Genomic DNA, 20,287 nt, shown 5'->3' with positions numbered 1-20,287 from the left:
TCTTTTCCTCACTCAGTTAATTTCGAAATCCAGATCCAGGTCGTCCTCTTTTTCCTCGACCTGTTTTGCATTCTTGCGGGCAAAACTCTTGAGCACGTTAACGCTAATGGCCGTCACCACAGCCCCCACGGCAACCGCCACGATGTAGCCCAGCTTGCCCTCCACCACAGGGAGAACGATGAGCCCGCCCCAACCGGCATAACATTGTGCGCCCATCACGGCGGCCGTCACTGCGCCACATGCGGATCCCAGCATGATGGAGGGAATGACACGCAGAGGATCGGCAGCGGCGAACGGAATAGCCCCTTCGGTGACCCCCACGCAGCCCATCACTAATGCAGCCTTACCCGCTTCACGCTCTTCACCGGTAAAATTCTTGCGATTAATCAGCGTTGCCAGCCCTAATCCCAGCGGTGGAATGCAAATAGCCACGGCGGCAATCGCAACGACGGTATAGACACCCTGCGCAACGCAAATCAGCATGAAGGCATACGCCACTTTGTTAACCGGGCCGCCCATATCGAACGCCAGCATGAGACCGAGAATGATGGCGAGTACCACGATGCTGCCCTGCTGCATACCTTGCAGCCATTGGGTGAGGCCGGTGGTCAGCGCGCCTACAGGCTCGCCCAGCCCCCACATCATGATGCCTGCTGTGATAAACGTGCCGATAATCGGGATGATGAAAATTGGCATAACGGAACGCAGCACTTTCGGGACCGGCAGTTTTTTCAGGTACCAAACGACAATCCCACCGAAAATCCCGGCGATAATCGCGCCAAAGAACCCGGCACCGAAGCTGTTGCCCACCCAGGCGGCAATTGCACAGGGAGCCAGCGCGGCACGTTCTGCAATGGAGTAGCCGATATAGGCGGCGAGGAATGGCACCATCAGCGTTAACCCCGCCACGCCGATATCAAAGAGCTTTTTCAGGTTGGGATCGGTTGCGGCATCGGGCACCGCGCCTTTGCCATACAACATGACCGAAACCGCCAGCAGAATGCCGCCCGAGACCACAAACGGGATCATGTGCGACACCCCGGTCATCAGATGCTGCCGCGTGTTCTTGAGAATATGCACCAACTCTTTCATATGTCGCTCCTGGCCTAAAACCATAAAGATGTTGTGGCAAACAATAGGCAATCAGGAAGACGGCGGACAGGAGACAAAAAGGCCATTTACTGGATTTTTGTAATGTCGAAATAAAAATGCGATCCGCCTCGACATTTCTGATAGACGTTACGCATTAGACAAAGAACCACAACCTGTGAGTCAAATCTCACTTTTTACGTGATATTACATTTATCCAGCTTTTGGCAGATTTGTCACATGGCGCGCGTCATCAACACACTCGTATGCTGTTGCCCAATGAATGAGGATTGATTTCAGGAGTGTGTATGGCTCTCGTAGTGGAATTTACCTGTGAATTACCCAACGGTGTTCACGCGCGTCCGGCAAGTCATGTGGAAACGCTGTGCAATACGTTTATCTCGCAAATCGAATGGCACAACCTGCGCACAGACCGTAAAGGGAATGCCAAGAGCGCACTGGCAGTCATTGGCACCGATACGCTGGCAGGCGACGCCTGTCGTCTGGTGATCCAAGGTGAAGATGAGCAGAACGCCCATCAGCAACTGGAACAATGGCTCCGGGAAGCGTTTCCACACTGTGATGCGCCTCTCGCAGAAGCCATCAATATTGAGCGCGATCCGCTGCCAGAATCTCTCGCGCGCCTTAATCCAACGCTTTTCCGCGCCCTGCCCGTCTGCAGCGGTAGCGCCCAGGGCGTGTTGACCTTGCTGACCTCGCTGGATCTCAACGCACTGACAGATTTACCCGAAGCGAAAGACGAAGAAGATGAGCAGTTAGCACTGGATAATGGTCTCACCCTGCTGGTGAAAAACATTGAGCTGCGCGCGCTGGACAACGACAGCACCGCCGGCGCCATTCTTGAAGCCCATCGTTCGCTGGCTACGGATACCTCGCTGCGCCAGCACCTCCTGTCAGGGATCAACCGGGGCTTAAGCTGCGCACAGGCCATCATCGCCACGGCGAATCATTTCTGCGATACGTTCTCTCGTTCCAGCAGCACGTATTTGCAGGAGCGTGTGCTGGACGTGCGCGACGTCTGCTATCAGCTTTTACAGCATATCTACGGTGAAGCGCGTTTCCCGTCTCCGGGGCAGCTGATGCAGCCGAGCGTCTGCCTTGCTGACGACCTCACGCCCGGCCAGTTCCTGGAACTGGATAAAACCTTGCTAAAAGGGCTGCTGTTAAAAAGCGGTGGAACAACCTCGCATACCGTTATCCTTGCACGTTCCTTTAATATTCCGACGCTGGTGGGCGTCGACAGTGAAAGCCTGCTGCAGTGGCGCAATCAATCCGTATTTATCGATGGCAATGCTGGTGCCGTCGTGGTCGATGCCAGCGATGCGGTGGCGCGCTACTACCGACAGGAAGCACGGGTACAACAGGCACTACGCGAGCAGCAGGGCATCTGGCTGGACCGGGAAGCCAGAACCGCCGACGGCCTGCGGGTTGAGATTGCCGCGAACATTGCCCATGCGGTGGAAGCGCAGGCAGCCTTTGGGAACGGCGCCGAAGGCGTTGGCCTGTTTCGCACCGAAATGCTTTATATGGACCGCAGCAGCGCGCCCGGTGAAAACGAGCTCTACAACATTTTCTGTCAGGCACTGGAAAGTGCAAACGGGCGCAGCATCATCGTGCGGACCATGGATATCGGCGGCGATAAGCCGGTGGAGTACCTTAAGATCCCGGCCGAAAATAACCCGTTCCTCGGCTACCGCGCCGTACGTATTTACGAAGAGTATGCAGTGCTTTTCACCACCCAGCTTCGGGCGATCCTGCGCGCCTCTGCTCACGGTAGTCTGAAGATCATGATCCCAATGATCTCTTCCATGGAAGAGATCCTGTGGGTGAAAGAGAAACTTGCCGAAGCGAAACAACAGCTCCGCGCTGAGCATATTCCGTTTGATGAGAAAATCCCGCTTGGCATCATGCTGGAAGTCCCTTCGGTGATGTTTATCATCGACCAGTGTTGCGAAGAGATTGATTTCTTTAGCATCGGTAGCAATGACCTGACGCAGTATCTGCTGGCTGTTGATCGCGATAACGCCAAAGTCACACGCCATTACAACAGCCTGAACCCGGCCTTCCTGCGGGCGCTGGATTACGCGGTACAAGCCGTCCATCGCCAGGGGAAATGGATTGGCCTGTGCGGCGAACTGGGTGCAAAAGGCTCGGTGTTGCCATTGCTGGTGGGTCTGGGTTTGGACGAGCTGAGCATGGGGTCGCCCGCTATTCCGGCAACCAAAGCGCGTCTGGCTCAGCTTGATAGCCGCGCCTGCCGCCAGTTGCTGAATCAGGCCATGGCGTGTCGCACCTCACTTGAAGTTGAGCACCTGCTGGCGCAGTTCCGCATGAATCAGCAGGACACACCTCTGGTTACACCTCGCTGCATTTCACTGGACAATGACTGGAACAGCAAAGAAGAGGTCATGAAAGGAATGACCGATAACCTGCTGCTCGCAGGACGTTGCCGATACCCCCGTAAACTGGAGTCCGATCTGTGGGCGCGCGAAGCGGTCTTCTCCACCGGGCTCGGCTTTAGCTTTGCTATTCCGCACAGCAAATCAGAGCACATTGAGCAATCCACCATCAGCGTTGCACGCCTGAAAGCCCCCATCATGTGGGGAGATGAAGAAGCACAATTCATCATCATGCTAACGCTGAACAAACACGCCGCGGGCGATCAGCATATGCGTATTTTCTCCCGCCTGGCACGCCGCATCATGCATGAGGATTTCCGCAATGCGCTGGTTAACGCCAGCTCAGGGGAGGCGATTGCTTCCCTGCTACAACACGAATTAGAACTGTAAAACGAGGAAGAGTGATGGAACTGTACCTGGATACCGCCAACGTGGCGGAAGTTGAACGCCTGGCGCGCATTTTTCCCATTGCGGGCGTCACCACCAACCCGAGCATCATTGCCGCCAGCCGTGAATCCATCTGGGACGTGCTGCCGCGCCTGCAACAAGCCATCGGGCCGGAAGGCACGCTGTTTGCTCAAACCATGAGCCGCGATGCCGAAGGCATGGTGGCAGAAGCCAAACGTCTGAGTAACGCCATTCCGGGCATTGTTGTGAAAATCCCGGTGACGGCTCAGGGACTTATCGCAATTAAGACCTTGAAAAAAGAGGGGATAACCACGCTGGGCACCGCCGTTTACAGCGCGGCGCAGGGCTTGCTCGCCGCACTCGCAGGGGCGAAATATGTCGCGCCGTACGTCAACCGCGTCGACGCGCAGGGCGGTGACGGCATTCGCATGGTTCAGGAACTGCAGTCCCTGCTGGAGCTGCACGCGCCGGACAGTAAAGTGCTGGCCGCCAGCTTCAAAACGCCGCGTCAGGCGCTCGACTGCCTGTTGGCAGGATGTGAAGCAATCACGCTTCCCTTAGACGTAGCGCAACACATGCTCGGTACGCCGGCGGTAGAGTCAGCCATAGAGAAGTTCGAGCAGGACTGGAAAAACGCGTTTGGTAACCTCAACCTCTAAGGGAGAACTGTTATGGACCGTATCATTCAATCGCCGGGGAAATATATCCAGGGCGCGGATGTGCTGACCCGTCTCGGCGACTATCTGAAACCCCTGGCAAACCGCTGGCTGGTCGTCGGCGATAAGTTTGTGCTGGGTTTTGCCGAAGAGACCCTGCGTCAGAGTTTTAAAAAAGCCGAACTGCATGCCGAAATCGCGCCGTTTGGCGGCGAATGTTCGCAAAATGAAATCGATCGCCTGAAAAAGCTGGCCGACAGCGCCGACTGCCTGGCGGTGCTGGGTATTGGTGGCGGTAAAACGCTGGATACCGCGAAAGCGCTGGCTCACTTTATGGACGTGCCGGTCGCCATTGCGCCGACTATCGCGTCCACCGACGCGCCGTGCAGCGCCCTTTCCGTTATTTACACCGACAGCGGCGAGTTCGATCGCTACCTGATGCTGCCGCACAACCCGAACATGGTCATTGTGGATACGAAAGTGGTAGCAGGTGCGCCTGCACGTCTGCTGGCCGCCGGGATTGGCGACGCGCTGGCGACCTGGTTTGAAGCACGCGCCTGCTCGCGCAGCGGCGCGACCACTATGGCCGGGGGTAAATGCACACAGGCGGCATTAGCGCTCGCCGAGCTGTGCTACAACACGCTGGTTGAAGAGGGTGAAAAAGCGATGCTGGCGGCGGAACAGCATGTGGTGACGCCTGCGCTGGAACGCATTATCGAAGCCAACACCTATCTCAGCGGCGTCGGCTTTGAAAGTGGCGGGCTGGCGGCGGCACACGCTATTCATAACGGCATGACGGCGGTGCCGGACGCGCATCACTTCTATCATGGGGAGAAAGTGGCGTTTGGTACGCTGACGCAGCTGGTGCTGGAAAACGCGCCGGTAGAAGAAATTGAGACCGTCGCGGCGCTTTGCCACGGCGTAGGGCTGCCGATCACCCTGGCACAGCTGAACATCAAAGAGGATATTCCGGCCAAAATGCGTCTGATCGCCGAAGCCTCATGTGCGGAAGGAGAAACGATCCACAACATGCCGGGGGGCGTCACGCCGGATCAGGTGTATGCGGCGCTGCTGGTGGCAGACCAGTATGGACAGCGATTCCTGCAGGAGTGGGAATAATAAAAAAGCCGGGTGGCGCTGCGCTTACCCGGCCTACATGGCACTTTAATTTGTAGGCCGGGTAAGGCGTAGCCGCCACCCGGCACACTGGCTACTTCACGTCAAACCGATCCAGATCCATGACCTTCGCCCAGGCGGCAACGAAGTCGCGGACAAACTTCTCATGCGCATCATCGCTGGCGTAAACCTCGGCCAGCGCGCGCAGGACGGCGTTAGAGCCGAAGACCAGATCGGCGCGTGTGGCGGTATATTTCACTTCACCGCTGGTGCGATCGCTCCCGGCAAACAGCTCATTGGACTCATCGGTCGCCTTCCACTGCGTGTTCATATCCAGCAGGTTCACGAAGAAATCAGTGCTCAGCACGCCCTCACGGTTGGTGAACACGCCGTTCTTGCTGCCATCAAAGTTGGCACCCAGTACGCGCAGGCCGCCGATCAGCACCGTCAGTTCTGGCGCAGTCAGCGTCAGCTGTTGGGCTTTATCAATCAGCAGAGACTCCGTTGTGGACACATCCACCTGCGCACGGTAGTTGCGGAAACCATCGGCAATCGGTTCGAGCAGGTTAAACATCTCAATATCCGTCTGATCCTGACGCGCATCTACGCGGCCCGGGGTGAACGGAACGGTGACATACACACCCGCCGCTTTTGCGGCCTGCTCAACGCCTACCACGCCCGCCAGCACGATGATATCGGCCAGGGAGGCTTTGTTGGTGGTGCGCTGGATAGCTTCCAGGGCTGGCAGCGCGCGAACCGCCGCAGCGTTCACGTCCCAGTCACGCTGAGGCGCCAGCGCCAGACGCGCGCCGTTGGCACCGCCACGCTTATCGCCACCGCGGAAGGTCGAGGCTGACGCCCAGGCAACGGAAACCAGTTCGCTCACGGAGAGACCAGAGGCAGCAATTTCCGCCTTCAGGCTTTCAATGTCTTCTTTCGTCGGATTGAACACCGCCTGCGGCAGCGGGTCCTGCCAAATCAGATCTTCTTTCGGCACTTCCGGGCCAAGGTAACGCGATTTTGGCCCCATATCACGGTGGGTCAGCTTGAACCAGGCACGCGCGAAGGCTTCGTTGAAGGCCTGCGGATCGTTCAGGAAGCGGCGGGAAATCTTTTCGAATTCCGGGTCGAAGCGCAGCGTCAGGTCGGTGACCAGCATGGTAGGCTTGCGTTTTTTCGACGGGTCGAACGGATCGGGCATGATTTCCGGCGCATCCACGGCTTCAAACTGAATCGCCCCTGCCGGGCTGCGGGTCTGTACCCATTCGTATTTGAACAGGTTCTCGAAGAAGTAGTTGCTCCACTGGGTCGGGGTTTGTGACCAGATGACTTCCAGACCGGAGGTAATGGCATCAGCGCCAACCCCCGTGCCGTGCGTGCTGGCCCAGCCCAGGCCCTGTGCTTCAATCGGTGAGGCTTCGGGGTCGGTACCCACGTGGGTGGCTTCACCCGCGCCGTGAGTCTTCCCGAGGGTGTGGCCGCCTGCAATCAGCGCGACGGTCTCTTCGTCGTTCATGCCCATGTTGCCGAAGGTTGCGCGAATCGCTGCCGCCGCTGACAGCGGTTCACCGCTGGCGTTCGGCCCTTCCGGGTTCACGTAGATCAGGCCCATTTCGGTGGCTGCCAGAGGACGCTTAGCCAGCGCTTCCGGGTCACGGTGGGTCAGCCAGGCTTTTTCATCACCCCAGTTCACGTCCAGATCCGGTTCCCAGACGTCTTCACGCCCGGCACCAAAACCAAAGGTACGGAAGCCGGAGTTCTCCAGCGCCACGTTACCCGCGAGGATAAACAGGTCGGCCCAGGAGATTTTTTGTCCGTATTTTTTCTTGATAGGCCACAGCAGACGGCGCGCTTTATCCAGGCTTACGTTATCCGGCCAGGAGTTCAGTGGCGCAAAGCGCTGTTGACCGCGTCCTGCCCCACCGCGCCCGTCCACGGAGCGATAGGTACCCGCACCGTGCCACGCCATACGGATAAACAGGCCCGCATAGCTGCCCCAGTCGGCAGGCCACCACGGTTGAGAGTCGGTTAAAAGTGCTTTGAGGTCGCCTTTAAGGGCAGAGTAATCAAGCTTGCTGAATTCTTTGCGGTAGTCGAAGTCTTCACCCAGCGGGTTCGAACGATTGGAATGTTGGTTAAGAAGATCGATGCGGAGTTGTTTTGGCCACCAGTCGCGGCTGCCTGTACCTGCGCCCGCGCTGTGATCGACGCCGCCCTGATGGAACGGGCATTTGCCGACTGATGCCGCTTTATTGGTCTCGTCTGACGTGCTCATCGCTATGCTCCCTTTTACGTTGTTACCGTTACGATATACACCACTAGCAATAAGTTATAGTTGAATTAATCCACAGATTCGATAGCTGATACCTTTTAACTTTTTACCCTGTTAAAAAGCCCTCTATTTAAGAGGGCTTTTGGTGTTTTACGCGGGGCGGACGCCCAGAGTATGGCAGATGGCATAGCTCATCTCCGCGCGGTTTAGCGTATAGAAGTGGAAGTCTTTCACCCCTTCACGGCTTAAGATTTTCACCATGTCCATGGCGATATTGGCCCCCACCAGCTTGCGGGTTTCCGGGTCATCATCCAGACCTTCGTACATTTTGGACATCCACAGCGGAATGCGCACGTTGGTCATATCGGCGAATTTCTTCGCCTGTTTGAAGTTAGAGACCGGCAGAATGCCCGGGATAATTTCAACGTCGATGCCCGCGGAGACGCAGCGGTCACGGAAGCGCAGGTAGCTTTCGACATCAAAGAAGAACTGGGTAATGGCGCGGTTGGCACCGGCCTCCACTTTACGCTTGAGGTTAAGCAGATCCGCCTGGGCGCTTTTCGCTTCCGGGTGAACCTCAGGGTAAGCAGCCACGGAGATATCGAAATCTGCCACCTCTTTCAGCAGCCCGACCAGGTCGGCCGCATACATCTCTGGCTTACCGCTGCCGGGCGGGAGGTCGCCGCGCAGTGCGACAATATGACGGATGCCGTTATTCCAGTAGTCCTGGGCGATGGCACGCAGCTCGTCGCGGGTAGCGTCGATACAGGTGAGGTGCGGCGCCGCTTCCAGACCGGTACGATCTTTGATGCCTTTAATGATGCTGTGTGTACGGTCACGCTCGCCAGAGTTCGCACCGTAGGTCACGGAGACAAACTTTGGTTTCAGGCTGCTGAGACGATCGATAGAGCTCCACAGGGTTTGCTCCATTTCACTGGTGCGCGGCGGGAAAAATTCAAAAGAGACGTTAATCTGACCGTTTACTTCGGCCAGGCTCTGGTTCAGTGCTTCCCGCTGGTTGGCGTGAAAAAAGCTCATACCCTACCCCTATCAATCGCGTGTCATTGTCTGTTGTGTTGTGAACTTCTATACGTTTAGACGTCCAGATGTAAAAATGACGGAAAAGCGGAGGGACGTCAATAGAAATAATCAACAATAACGGTGAGGTTTGCTCAGGGAAGATGAGGGAAATTCATGATGGGGGTGAGCGCGGTCCGATGCCCTCACCCTAACCCTCTCCCACAGGGAGAGGGAAATTGAGTTTTTACAGCAGCTTAGCCAGACGGTTAATGTCGGACTGGATCGCCCCGGCGGTGACGTCGCGCCCGGCGCCCGGGCCGCGGATCACCAGCGGGTTATCGCGGTACCAGCGGCTTTCGATGGCGAAGACGTTATCGCACGGCAACAGCGCCGCCAGCGGATGTTCAGGACGCACCGCCTCGACACCGACGCGCGCTTTTCCGTTGGCCTCAAAACGTGCCACGTAGCGCAGCACCAGCCCCATCTCGTTCGCCGCTTCCAGACGCTGCACCATCTGCTCGTTAAGCTCTTCACCATTTTCAAAGAAATGATCCACAGAACCCTCTTCACAGCCGGCAGGCACCAGCGACTCGACGCGGACGGAATCCGGCTCGATGTCATAACCGGCTTCGCGCGCCAGGATCACCAGCTTACGCATCACGTCTTTACCGGAGAGGTCAACGCGCGGATCGGGTTCCGTTAAGCCCTGCTGCCACGCCTGATCCACCAGGTCAGTGAACGGCACGGTGCCGTCAAACTGCAGGAACAGCCAGGAGAGCGTACCGGAGAAGATACCGCTCAGCGCCAGAATGCTGTCACCGCTTTCAATCAGGTCGCGCACGGTGTGGTTTACCGGCAGGCCCGCGCCCACGGTGGCGTTATACAGCCAGTGACGGCCGGTTTTTTCAAACGCGTCGTGGATCTGGCGGTATTTATCGGTGCTGCTTGCCCCCGCCAGTTTGTTCGCACTGATGACGTGGAAACCGTGGCTGGCGAAATCAAGATACTGATCGGCAAGCTGTTCGCTGGCGGTCACGTCCAGCACTACCAGATCGTCGTACGGGTGAGCGCGCATCCACAGGAACAGCGACTCTTCATCCTGCTCGACGGCTTCATCATTAAAGAAGGCAAGCGCGCGGCTGGCATCCAGCCCTTCGTAGTTCAGCAGGCTGCGGCGGCTGTCCACCACGCCTGCGAGAATGAATTCGAACCCCGTACGCGCCGAGAGCGTGACCTGCTCGCGGGCGAACAGCTCCAGCCAGCGGGAACCGATGTTGCCTTTACCAAACAGCACCAGGCCGATGCGTTTTTCCGCGCGGAACAGAGAGGTATGCAGACCCTGAATCAGGCTTTCGGTTGGCCCTTTGCGCAGAACGGCAACCAGGCTGATGCCCTCTTCCGACTGCCAGGTGAACTCCACCGGCTGGCCTTTCAGCTGCTGCCAGAAGCGGTGGCAGTGCAGCGGGTTACGGGTGACGCCCGCGCCCACCATCGCCACCAGAGCCAGCCCCTGACGCAGGCGAAGCTCGCCCGGCAGGCCCGCTTCATCCAGAATTTTCAGCGCGCTGTCCGCCACTTCTGCGGTATAGCAGAACTGCAGCAGCTGGCGGTCATTATGCACACCCACGGCCAGCGGACGCACCTGGGCGCGTTTCAGGATCGTGTCGATCTCTTTATATGCCAGCCTGAAGTCCTGGCCCGCAGGAACCTGGAACTCAATCAGGCAGATGTCGTCGTGGCTGGTAACAATACGCGCCCCGGTACCGGAGGCCAGCACGCGCTCAATGCGCGTGGAGCCTTGATCGGGGGTATAGCTGCAGCGCAGCTGCAGGTCAATATCGCTACCGGAAACCGGCTGCAGCGTACGGGCGTGCAGCACCGGTGCCGCCAGACGCGCCAGCTCGCTGGCTTCATCCAGGCGCAGCAGCGGCAGCAGGCAGGCATCTTTTACTTTGCGCGGGTCCGCGCTATAAACACCGGCCACGTCGCTCCAGATGGTGACGCGGGACACGCCCGCCAGAGCACCGATTTGCGTCGCCGAGTAGTCGGAGCCGTTACGGCCCAGCAGCACGGTTTCACCCGCGTTGCTGCGGCTGATAAAGCCGGTAACCACAATGCGTTTGCCCGGGTGCTGCACCAGCAGCTGCTGCAGCAGCGGGTAGGATAACCCTTCATCCACCTGCGGCTGCGCGGCGCGTTCGGCACGCAGGAAATCACGCGCGTCGAGCCAGGCGGCGTCCACGCCCAGGTGTTGCAGAACCGCAGCCATCAGGCGCGCGGACCATACTTCACCGTGGCCCACCACTTCGGCATACACCGCATCGGTAATGCCGCTGTCCAGCAGGGCGGCCAGACGCTCAAGATCGTGCGTGAAGGCGCTGATCAGCCCGTCCGCCACGTCCGCAGGCAGCAGGCCGGCAATCAATTCGCTCTGATAGCGACGTAATGACTGTTGCACCTGATGCGCAGAAAGGCGATCGGTCTGGCTCAGTTTCAGCCAGCTAATCAACTGGTTGGTGGTGCTGCCCGCCGCCGAGACAACCATCATGTCACCCGGCTGTGAATATTCCGTCATGATCCCTGCGACGCGCAGGTAACATTTCACATCAGCAAGACTACTACCACCAAACTTGTGCAGCTGACGACCCTTCGCCCCTGCCTGCGCTATCACACTCATGATTACCCCTTGGCTGCGACCCGGAAGCCATTTTCCAGATCGGCAATTAAATCTTCAGAATCTTCGATACCGGTTGAGATCCGCAGCAGCGTCTCAGAAATTCCGGCGGCGGCACGTGCTTCGGGTGCCATTCCTGCGTGCGTCATGGTCGCGGCGTGGGAGATCAAGCTTTCAACCCCACCTAAGGATTCCGCCAGCGTAAACAATGACAGCCCGCTCAGGAAGCGACGCAGCGTTTGCTCGTCACCGTCCAGTTCAAAACTTAACATCGCGCCAAACCCTTTCTGCTGGCGCGCGGCAATCTCGTGCCCCTGGTTTTCCGGCAGCGACGGGTGGTACAGCTTCTTCACCAGCGGCTGGGTTTTCAGGAAGTCGACAATCGCCTGAGCATTGCGCTGCGCCACGTCCATGCGCGGCGACAGCGTACGGATGCCGCGCAACAGCAGGTAGCTGTCGAAGGCGCCTGCGGTGACGCCAATATTATTGGCCCACCATGCCAGTTCGGTGACAACGTCAGGATCTTTGGCAATCACCACACCTGCCACCACGTCAGAATGGCCGTTCAGATATTTAGTGCATGAATGCAACACCAGATCGGCACCCAGTGCGAGTGGGTTCTGAAGGGCCGGACTGAGGAACGTATTATCCACTACACTTATCGCTCCCGCATCCCTTGCGAGCTGACAAATTTTCGCAATATCGACAACGCGCAACAATGGATTGCTTGGACTTTCCACCAGAACCAGCTTCGGTTTCTCTGCCAGCGCCTGTTTCAGCGCCTGTTCGTCGTTTTGATCGACAAACAGCACGCGATAGCAGCCGCGCTTTGCCAGGCTGTCAAACAGACGATAGCTGCCGCCGTAACAGTCGTGCGGCGCAACCAGCAGGTCGCCAGGCTTCAGGAACACCGTGGTCACCAGATGAATGGCAGACATGCCGGTATTGGTTAATACTGCCCCTGCGCCACCTTCCAGTTCGGCCAGCGCACGCTGGGTCACGTCACGCGTAGGGTTGCCACGACGCGAGTAATCATGCGCACGGGGTTCATTAAATCCGGTGAAGTTGTAGGTACTGGAAAGATGAATGGGCGGGACAACGCAGCCGTACTGCTCGTCATCATTTAATCCGCTACGCACTGCGATAGTGGCCTGTTTACGCGTCATGGTGAGGGCTTCCTGGCGAATGAGGTGAAAAGTCAGGCACCAGAGTAAACATTGAAAGTATGGACGTCAATACATCTGGACATCTAAACTTCTTTGCGTATAGATTGAGCAATGCGCAAATAGCCGTTAAAATTATATGCTTTAGTGCACGCTGCAGCGGCAATATCCGTGCCACGGTATCGTCTCTACGGTAAACTAGGCAAGATTGCGGTTCAAAACGGGTGGTTACCGGTTTTGCACCTTTAGATAAATGACTGAGAGGATTAAAGGTATCTCATGGCTGAATGGAGCGGCGAATATATCAGCCCATACGCTGAGCACGGTAAGAAGAGTGAGCAAGTAAAGAAAATTACGGTTTCCATTCCTCTGAAGGTGTTGAAGATCCTCACCGATGAACGTACGCGTCGTCAGGTGAACAACCTGCGCCACGCAACCAACAGCGAACTGCTGTGCGAAGCGTTTCTGCATGCGTTTACCGGTCAACCGTTGCCGAACGATGACGATCTGCGCAAAGAGCGTAGTGATGAAATCCCGGAAGAGGCGAAGGTGATCATGCGTGAACTGGGTATTGACCCGGAGACGTGGGAATACTGAGAAGCGGATACAAAAAAGGCACCTTGCGGTGCCTTTTTTTCGGGAAACTTATTTAGCGCCCGGGATGCTGAAACGCTTGTTGAAGCGGTCAACACGGCCACCGGTTGCAACATCACGCTGCTTACCAGTGTAGAACGGGTGGCATTTGCCGCACACGTCCAGGTTCAGATCGTGACCCACGGTAGAGCGGATCTGGATAGAGTTACCGCAAGAACAGTTTGCAGTAATCATTTCGTATTTCGGGTGAATATCTTTTTTCATGGGAGAACCTCAGTTAAGGCCGCGTCGCTCTTCCAGCCCTAACGCCAGACACCACGCGATGTTGATTGTAAGTTCTTTGGCGTAAAGTACACCAAAGGCGGCGAATCATACAGAATTTGACCAACGTATGCAAACTGATCCGCACGCCGCTTTTACTAATGTGTATACTAACGCGCCACTTTTCAAGTCAGGAAGATTCGATGCCCGTCGCTCACGTTGCCCTGCCCGTTCCGCTTCCCCGCACCTTTGACTATCTGCTGCCCGACAGCATGAGCGCCAAAGCGGGCTGTCGCGTGACCGTGCCGTTTGGCAAACAGCAGCGCGTGGGGATCGTCGTCTCCGTCAGCGATAAGAGCGAACTGCCGCTTAATGAACTGAAATCGGTCGTTGAGGTGCTGGACAGCGAGCCCGTCTACTCCACCAGCACCTGGCGACTGCTGCTGTGGGCGGCGGATTATTATCATCACCCCATCGGCGACGTCCTGTTCCACGCCCTGCCAATTATGCTGCGTCAGGGCAAGAGCGCCAGCCATGCGCCAATGTGGTACTGGTTTGCCACGGAGGAAGGCCAGGCCGTCGACATCAACAGCCTGAAGCGCTCGCAGAAACAGCAGCAGGCGCTGGCGGCGCTGCGTCAGGGGAAAATCTGGCGGCATCAGGTCGACGAGCTTGAGGTCAGCGAAACGGCGCTACAGGCATTAAGAAAGAAAGGGCTGAGCGACCTGGCAAGCGAGGCGCCTGCCCTTAACGACTGGCGGGAGAGTTTCTCCGTTTCAGGGGATCGCCTGCGTCTGAATACCGAGCAGGCCACCGCGGTAGGCGCAATTCATAGCGCCTCCGATCGTTTCTCTGCCTGGCTGCTGGCGGGGGTCACCGGTTCCGGCAAGACCGAAGTTTACCTGAGCGTGCTGGAAAACGTGCTCGCGCAGGGCAAACAGGCGCTGGTGATGGTGCCGGAAATTGGCCTGACGCCGCAAACCATCGCCCGATTCCGCGAACGCTTTAACGCGCCGGTTGAGGTGCTGCACTCAGGCCTGAATGACAGCGAGCGACTCAGCGCCTGGCTGAAAGCGAAAAACGGCGAAGCGGCGATTGTGATCGGCACCCGCTCGTCGCTGTTCACGCCGTTTAAAAATCTTGGCGTTATCGTGATCGACGAAGAGCACGACAGCTCCTATAAACAGCAGGAAGGCTGGCGCTATCACGCCCGCGATCTGGCCGTCTACCGCGCGCACAGCGAGCAAATTCCCATTGTTCTGGGATCCGCCACGCCTGCGCTCGAAACGCTGCACAACGTGCGCCAGCGTAAATACCACATGCTGCGCCTGACGCGTCGCGCGGGGAATGCCCGTCCGGCCATTCAGCACGTGCTGGATTTGAAAGGTCAGCAGGTCCAGGCGGGGCTAGCGCCCGCGCTGATTACCCGCATGCGCCAGCATTTGCAGGCGGGGAATCAGGTCATTCTGTTCCTCAACCGTCGCGGATTTGCACCCGCCCTGCTGTGCCACGACTGCGGCTGGATTGCCGAATGCCCGCGCTGCGATCACTACTACACCTTCCATCAGGCCCAGCGTCATTTGCGCTGCCACCACTGCGACAGCCAGCGTCCGGTGCCGCGCCAGTGCCCGTCGTGTGGCTCAACGCATATTGTGCCGGTCGGTCTGGGGACGGAACAGCTGGAGCAGGCGCTTGGGCCCTTTTTCCCGGACGTGCCGATTTCGCGTATCGACCGGGACACCACCAGCCGCAAAGGCGCACTCGAACAGCAGCTGGCGGAAGTGCATCTCGGTGGCGCGCGCATCCTGATTGGCACCCAGATGCTGGCCAAAGGCCACCACTTCCCGGACGTGACGCTGGTCGCCCTGCTGGACGTGGACGGCGCGCTGTTCTCGGCAGATTTCCGCTCCGCCGAGCGCTTCGCCCAGCTTTACACCCAGGTTGCAGGGCGTGCAGGACGCGCCGGTAAACAGGGCGAAGTGGTGCTGCAAACGCACCACCCGGAGCACCCGCTGCTGCAAACCCTGCTGCACAAAGGCTATGACGCCTTTGCCGAGCAGGCGCTGGCCGAACGCCAGACCATGCAGCTACCGCCGTGGACCAGCCACGTCATCATCCGCGCGGAAGATCATAACAATCAGCAGGCGCCACTTTTCCTGCAGCAGCTGAGAAACCTCCTGCAGGCCAGCCCGCTGGTGGATAGTCAGTTGTGGATTTTGGGCCCGGTGCCTGCCCTCGCGCCAAAACGCGGCGGCCGTTTCCGCTGGCAGATCTTGCTCCAGCACCCCTCGCGCATTCGTCTTCAGCATATTGTTAGCGGCGCGCTGGTGCTGATTAACACCCTGCCCGAAGCGCGAAAAGTGAAGTGGGTCCTGGACGTCGACCCTATCGAAGGCTGAAGCTGGATCGAAAAATTTAACGCTCCTCACACTTTTTATGAAAATTCTGTAACCGATTCCATTAACTATCTGTAAAAATGGTGATGTCAGAAGTTCGGTGTTCAGGCGAGGAGAAGACGTTGAAGTCCAGGAAAGAGGTTGCGACTGCGACCATGAAAGACGTTGCCCAGAAAGCACAGGTCTCTACGGCAACAGTATCCCGCGCATTAATGAACCCGGATAAAGTCTCCCAGGCGACCCGTAACCGGGTGGAGCAGGCTGCGCTTGAAGTGGGCTATTTTCCGCAGGCAATGGGACGTAACGTCAAACGCAACGAGTCGCGCACCATCCTGGTGATTGTGCCGGACATCTGTGACCCTTTCTTTAGCGAGATTATCCGCGGCATAGAAGTCACTGCGGCGGAGCAGGGGTACCTGGTGCTGATTGGCGACTGCGCCCATCAGAACCAGCAGGAAAAAACCTTCATCGACCTCATTATCACCAAGCAGATCGACGGCATGCTGCTGCTTGGCTCTCGCCTGCCGTTTGATGCCAGCATCGAAGAGCAGCGTAATTTACCGCCGATGGTGATGGCCAACGAGTTTGCGCCAGAGCTGGAGCTGCCGACGGTCCATATTGATAACCTTACCGCCGCGTTCAACGCCGTAAACTATCTCCAGGAGCTGGGGCATAAGCGTATTGGCTGCATCGCCGGACCGGAAGAGATGCCGCTGTGTCACTACCGTTTACAGGGTTACGTTCAGGCGCTGCGCCGTACCGGCGTGACCGTCGATCCGCACTACATTGCGCGCGGTGATTTTACCTTCGCAGCCGGTGGACAGGCGCTGGAGAAACTTCTGGACCTGCCTGAGCCGCCAACCGCCGTATTTTGCCACAGCGACGTGATGGCGCTGGGCGCATTATCGTATGCCAAACGCCGCGGTCTTCGCATACCGAAAGATTTATCCATCATCGGTTTCGATAATATTTCGCTTTCGGAGTTTTGCGATCCACCGCTCTCAACGGTCGCTCAGCCGCGCTATCAAATCGGCCGCGAAGCGATGCTGCTTCTGCTGGATCAGCTTCACGGTCAAACAGTTAGCAGCGGCTCACGGTTGCTGGACTGCGAACTGATCGTCCGCGGCACGACCCAGGCATTGACTTAAAGTAAACGTCTTTCGGATACCCTTATCTGGTCAAAGCCCCGCCGCTTAAGTAACATGGCGGACTGACGAACGAATAAATACAGCGAAACGATAGTGGCACAACGAGATTATGTACGTCGCGGCCAGCCGGCACCTTCGCGACGCAAAAAGAGTAGCTCAAGAAAAAAGCAACGTAACCTGCCTGCTGTCTCGCCAGCAATGGTCGCTATTGCTGCGGCTGTAGTCGTCGCCTTTATTGGTGGCCTGTACTTTATCACGCACCATAAAAAAGAAGAGTCTGAGGCGCTTCAGGCCAGTAAAGTCGCCGGAAATGGCCTCCCTCCGAAGCCTGAAGAGCGCTGGCGCTATATCAAAGAGCTGGAAAGCCGTCAGCCTGGGGTACGTGCGCCAACGGAACCTTCTGCGGGTGGTGAAGTACAGAATGCGAATCAGCTGACGGATGAACAGCGTCAGCTGCTGGCACAAATGCAGGCCGATATGCGCCAGCAGCCTACGCAGCTGAACGAAGTGCCGTGGAATGAGCAGACGCCGGAACAGCGTCAGCAAACGCTGCAGCGTCGCCAGGCACAACAGCAGATTCAGCAGCAACAGCAGTGGGCGCAAACCCAGCCGGTACAGCAGCCTAAGGCACAGCCGCGGGTAACGGAACAGCCGTATCAGCAGCCGACGCGTACGGTGCAGTCTCAGCCTGTCCAGCAGCAGCCTAAAACACAGCCGCAGAAGCAGGCGGCTCAGCCGTATCAGGATCTGCTCCAGACGCCAGCGCACACCACCGCCCAGCAGCCGAAAACGCAGCAGGCCGCGCCGGTCACGAAAGAGACCGAAGCGCCGAAGCAGACGGCGGAGAAAAAAGACGAACGTCGCTGGATGGTACAGTGCGGTTCGTTTAAAGGTGCGGAGCAGGCGGAAACGGTGCGCGCGCAGCTGGCCTTTGAAGGGTTTGATTCGCGTATTACCACCAATAACGGCTGGAATCGCGTGGTGATTGGTCCGGTCAAAGGCAAAGAAAATGCCGATGGCACCCTTTCTCGTTTGAAAATCGCCGGTCACACAAACTGCATTCGACTCGCCTCCGGGGGTTGAAACCCCCAAAATCCCCCCCATCTATCATTTAATTCAGCCCTGGGCACAGGCTCAGGGCTTCTGTTTCCCGATTCTGTAACCAGGGGGTCTGCTCGTGACAACAATAGTAAGTGTACGCCGTAACGGCCATGTGGTAATCGCCGGTGATGGCCAGGCCACGCTGGGTAATACCGTCATGAAAGGCAACGTGAAGAAAGTGCGTCGTCTCTACAACGACAAAGTGATCGCCGGCTTTGCAGGCGGCACGGCAGATGCCTTCACGCTGTTTGAACTGTTTGAACGTAAACTGGAAATGCACCAGGGTCATCTGGTGAAAGCCGCCGTTGAGCTGGCGAAAGACTGGCGTACCGACCGCATGCTGCGCAAGCTCGAAGCGCTGCTGGCGGTCGCCGATGAGACCGCATCGCTTATCATCACCGGTAACGGTGACGTGATTCAGCCGGAAAATGACCTGATTGCTATCGGCTCTGGCGGCCCTTATGCCCAGGCTGCTGCCCGCGCACTGTTGGAAAATACCGACATGAACGCGCGTGATATCGCGGTGAAGGCGTTGGATATTGCAGGTGATATCTGCATCTATACCAACCACAACCACACCATCGAAGAATTGACCTCCAAAGCGTAAGGATCTCCCATGTCTGAAATGACCCCACGCGAAATTGTCAGCGAACTGAACAAACACATTATCGGCCAGGATAACGCCAAGCGTTCCGTGGCTATCGCCCTGCGTAACCGCTGGCGTCGTATGCAGCTTGACGAAGAGCTGCGCCACGAAGTGACGCCGAAAAACATTCTGATGATCGGCCCGACCGGCGTCGGTAAAACCGAAATCGCCCGTCGTCTGGCGAAGCTGGCTAACGCACCGTTCATCAAAGTTGAAGCCACCAAGTTCACCGAAGTGGGCTATGTGGGTAAAGAAGTGGACTCCATCATCCGCGATCTGACCGACTCGGCGATCAAAATGGTGCGCGTCCAGGCCATTGAGAAAAACCGCTATCGCGCGGAAGAGATGGCCGAAGAGCGCATTCTCGACGTGCTGATCCCACCGGCAAAAAACAACTGGGGTCAGGCTGAACAGCAGGCGGAACCGTCTGCTGCGCGTCAGGCGTTCCGCAAAAAACTGCGTGAAGGCCAGCTGGATGATAAAGAGATTGAGATCGATCTCGCTGCCGCGCCAATGGGTGTGGAAATCATGGCACCTCCGGGCATGGAAGAGATGACCAGCCAGCTGCAGTCCATGTTCCAGAACCTGGGCGGTCAGAAGCAAAAAACGCGTAAGCTGAAAATCAAAGACGCGATGAAGCTGCTGCTTGAAGAAGAAGCGGCGAAGCTGGTGAATCCGGAAGAGCTGAAGCAGGACGCTATCGACGCGGTTGAGCAGCACGGTATCGTGTTTATCGACGAAATCGACAAAATTTGTAAGCGCGGCGGCAACAGCTCCGGCCCGGACGTGTCCCGCGAAGGCGTTCAGCGCGACCTGCTGCCGCTGGTAGAAGGCTGCACCGTCTCCACCAAGCACGGCATGGTGAAAACGGACCACATCCTGTTTATCGCATCAGGTGCCTTCCAGGTTGCCAGCCCGTCGGATCTGATCCCGGAACTGCAGGGCCGTCTGCCTATCCGCGTTGAGCTGCAGGCGCTGACGACCGAAGACTTCGAACGTATCCTGACCGAGCCAAACGCCTCTGCAACCGTTCAGTACAAAGCGCTGATGGCAACCGAAGGCGTGAACCTTGAGTTCACTGAAGACGGTATCAAACGTATTGCCCAGGCTGCATGGCAGGTGAACGAAACCACCGAAAACATCGGTGCGCGTCGTCTGCATACCGTGCTGGAACGCCTGGTGGAAGATATCTCTTACGACGCGAGCGATCTGAACGGTCAAACCGTTACCATTGACGCAGAATATGTGAGTAAACATCTGGATGCGTTAGTGGCAGATGAAGATCTGAGCCGTTTTATCCTATAATCGCGGTTACTGGATTCT

The 20,287-nt window shown here is 57.4% G+C and carries 15 protein-coding genes; 9 read left to right on the top strand and 6 right to left on the bottom strand.

Features of this window, described 5'->3' with window-relative positions; translation table 11 throughout:
• Positions 1 to 12: 12 nt before the first annotated feature.
• Positions 13 to 1,092, bottom strand: coding sequence for a PTS fructose transporter subunit EIIC (locus tag FHC48_RS20310; RefSeq protein WP_023326312.1), 1,080 nt, complete (start codon positions 1,090 to 1,092; stop codon positions 13 to 15).
• A gap of 305 nt (positions 1,093 to 1,397) precedes the next feature.
• Here FHC48_RS20310 and ptsP point away from each other — a divergent pair, with 305 nt between their 5' ends.
• Genes ptsP through FHC48_RS20295 form a run of 3 tightly spaced genes read left to right on the top strand, consistent with a single transcriptional unit; the run spans position 1,398 to position 5,692 of the window.
• Entirely contained in the window at positions 1,398 to 3,899 is a 2,502-nt protein-coding gene (gene ptsP, locus FHC48_RS20305; RefSeq protein WP_059364506.1) for a phosphoenolpyruvate--protein phosphotransferase, read from the top strand.
• 14 nt (positions 3,900 to 3,913) lie between these two features.
• Positions 3,914 to 4,576, top strand: coding sequence for a fructose-6-phosphate aldolase (gene fsa / locus FHC48_RS20300; protein ID WP_047073656.1), 663 nt, complete (start codon positions 3,914 to 3,916; stop codon positions 4,574 to 4,576).
• A 12-nt stretch (positions 4,577 to 4,588) separates the two neighbouring features.
• A complete protein-coding gene (locus tag FHC48_RS20295) occupies positions 4,589 to 5,692 on the top strand; it encodes a glycerol dehydrogenase (RefSeq protein WP_045352989.1) in 1,104 nt (367 codons plus the stop codon).
• A 91-nt stretch (positions 5,693 to 5,783) separates the two neighbouring features.
• Here FHC48_RS20295 and katG read toward each other — a convergent pair whose 3' ends face one another.
• The 4 genes from katG to metB all read right to left on the bottom strand — a co-directional run bounded on the left by katG (position 5,784) and on the right by metB (position 12,821).
• The gene (katG, locus tag FHC48_RS20290; RefSeq protein WP_023293593.1) at positions 5,784 to 7,964 is read right to left on the bottom strand and encodes a catalase/peroxidase HPI; all 2,181 of its coding nucleotides are present in this window, start codon (positions 7,962 to 7,964) and stop codon (positions 5,784 to 5,786) included.
• Between the two features lie 147 nt (positions 7,965 to 8,111).
• A complete protein-coding gene (gene metF / locus FHC48_RS20285) occupies positions 8,112 to 8,999 on the bottom strand; it encodes a methylenetetrahydrofolate reductase (protein ID WP_008501796.1) in 888 nt (295 codons plus the stop codon).
• 226 nt (positions 9,000 to 9,225) lie between these two features.
• A complete protein-coding gene (locus tag FHC48_RS20280; RefSeq protein ID WP_023293594.1) occupies positions 9,226 to 11,658 on the bottom strand; it encodes a bifunctional aspartate kinase/homoserine dehydrogenase II in 2,433 nt (810 codons plus the stop codon).
• Between the two features lie 2 nt (positions 11,659 to 11,660).
• Positions 11,661 to 12,821, bottom strand: a complete 1,161-nt coding sequence (gene metB / locus FHC48_RS20275) for a cystathionine gamma-synthase (RefSeq protein ID WP_021242813.1) — start codon at positions 12,819 to 12,821, stop codon at positions 11,661 to 11,663.
• A gap of 276 nt (positions 12,822 to 13,097) precedes the next feature.
• Here metB and metJ point away from each other — a divergent pair, with 276 nt between their 5' ends.
• Positions 13,098 to 13,415, top strand: a complete 318-nt coding sequence (metJ, locus tag FHC48_RS20270; protein WP_003862042.1) for a met regulon transcriptional regulator MetJ — start codon at positions 13,098 to 13,100, stop codon at positions 13,413 to 13,415.
• Positions 13,416 to 13,463: 48 nt separating this feature from the next.
• Here metJ and rpmE read toward each other — a convergent pair whose 3' ends face one another.
• The gene (rpmE, locus tag FHC48_RS20265) at positions 13,464 to 13,676 is read right to left on the bottom strand and encodes a 50S ribosomal protein L31 (RefSeq protein WP_003862040.1); all 213 of its coding nucleotides are present in this window, start codon (positions 13,674 to 13,676) and stop codon (positions 13,464 to 13,466) included.
• A 200-nt stretch (positions 13,677 to 13,876) separates the two neighbouring features.
• On the opposite strand from rpmE, the gene priA reads away from it, so the two are divergent.
• The 5 genes from priA to hslU all read left to right on the top strand — a co-directional run bounded on the left by priA (position 13,877) and on the right by hslU (position 20,269).
• Positions 13,877 to 16,072, top strand: a complete 2,196-nt coding sequence (gene priA / locus FHC48_RS20260) for a primosomal protein N' (RefSeq protein WP_059365132.1) — start codon at positions 13,877 to 13,879, stop codon at positions 16,070 to 16,072.
• Positions 16,073 to 16,191: 119 nt separating this feature from the next.
• A complete protein-coding gene (cytR, locus tag FHC48_RS20255) occupies positions 16,192 to 17,217 on the top strand; it encodes a DNA-binding transcriptional regulator CytR (RefSeq protein WP_021242811.1) in 1,026 nt (341 codons plus the stop codon).
• Between the two features lie 93 nt (positions 17,218 to 17,310).
• Positions 17,311 to 18,300 (top strand): cell division protein FtsN, encoded by a 990-nt coding sequence (gene ftsN / locus FHC48_RS20250; RefSeq protein WP_032635441.1) that lies wholly within the window; start codon positions 17,311 to 17,313, stop codon positions 18,298 to 18,300.
• 94 nt (positions 18,301 to 18,394) lie between these two features.
• A complete protein-coding gene (hslV, locus tag FHC48_RS20245) occupies positions 18,395 to 18,925 on the top strand; it encodes an ATP-dependent protease subunit HslV (protein WP_008501802.1) in 531 nt (176 codons plus the stop codon).
• Between the two features lie 9 nt (positions 18,926 to 18,934).
• On the top strand, positions 18,935 to 20,269 hold the full coding sequence (hslU, locus tag FHC48_RS20240; RefSeq protein ID WP_220420576.1) for an HslU--HslV peptidase ATPase subunit: 1,335 nt from the start codon (positions 18,935 to 18,937) through the stop codon (positions 20,267 to 20,269).
• Positions 20,270 to 20,287: the final 18 nt, after the last annotated feature.

The organism is Enterobacter sp. EC_50, from assembly GCF_019584525.1.
Taxonomy (GTDB): domain Bacteria; phylum Pseudomonadota; class Gammaproteobacteria; order Enterobacterales; family Enterobacteriaceae; genus Enterobacter; species Enterobacter roggenkampii.
Note: the sequence above shows the minus strand (reverse complement) of the source record. Positions and strands in the feature narration are given on the sequence as shown.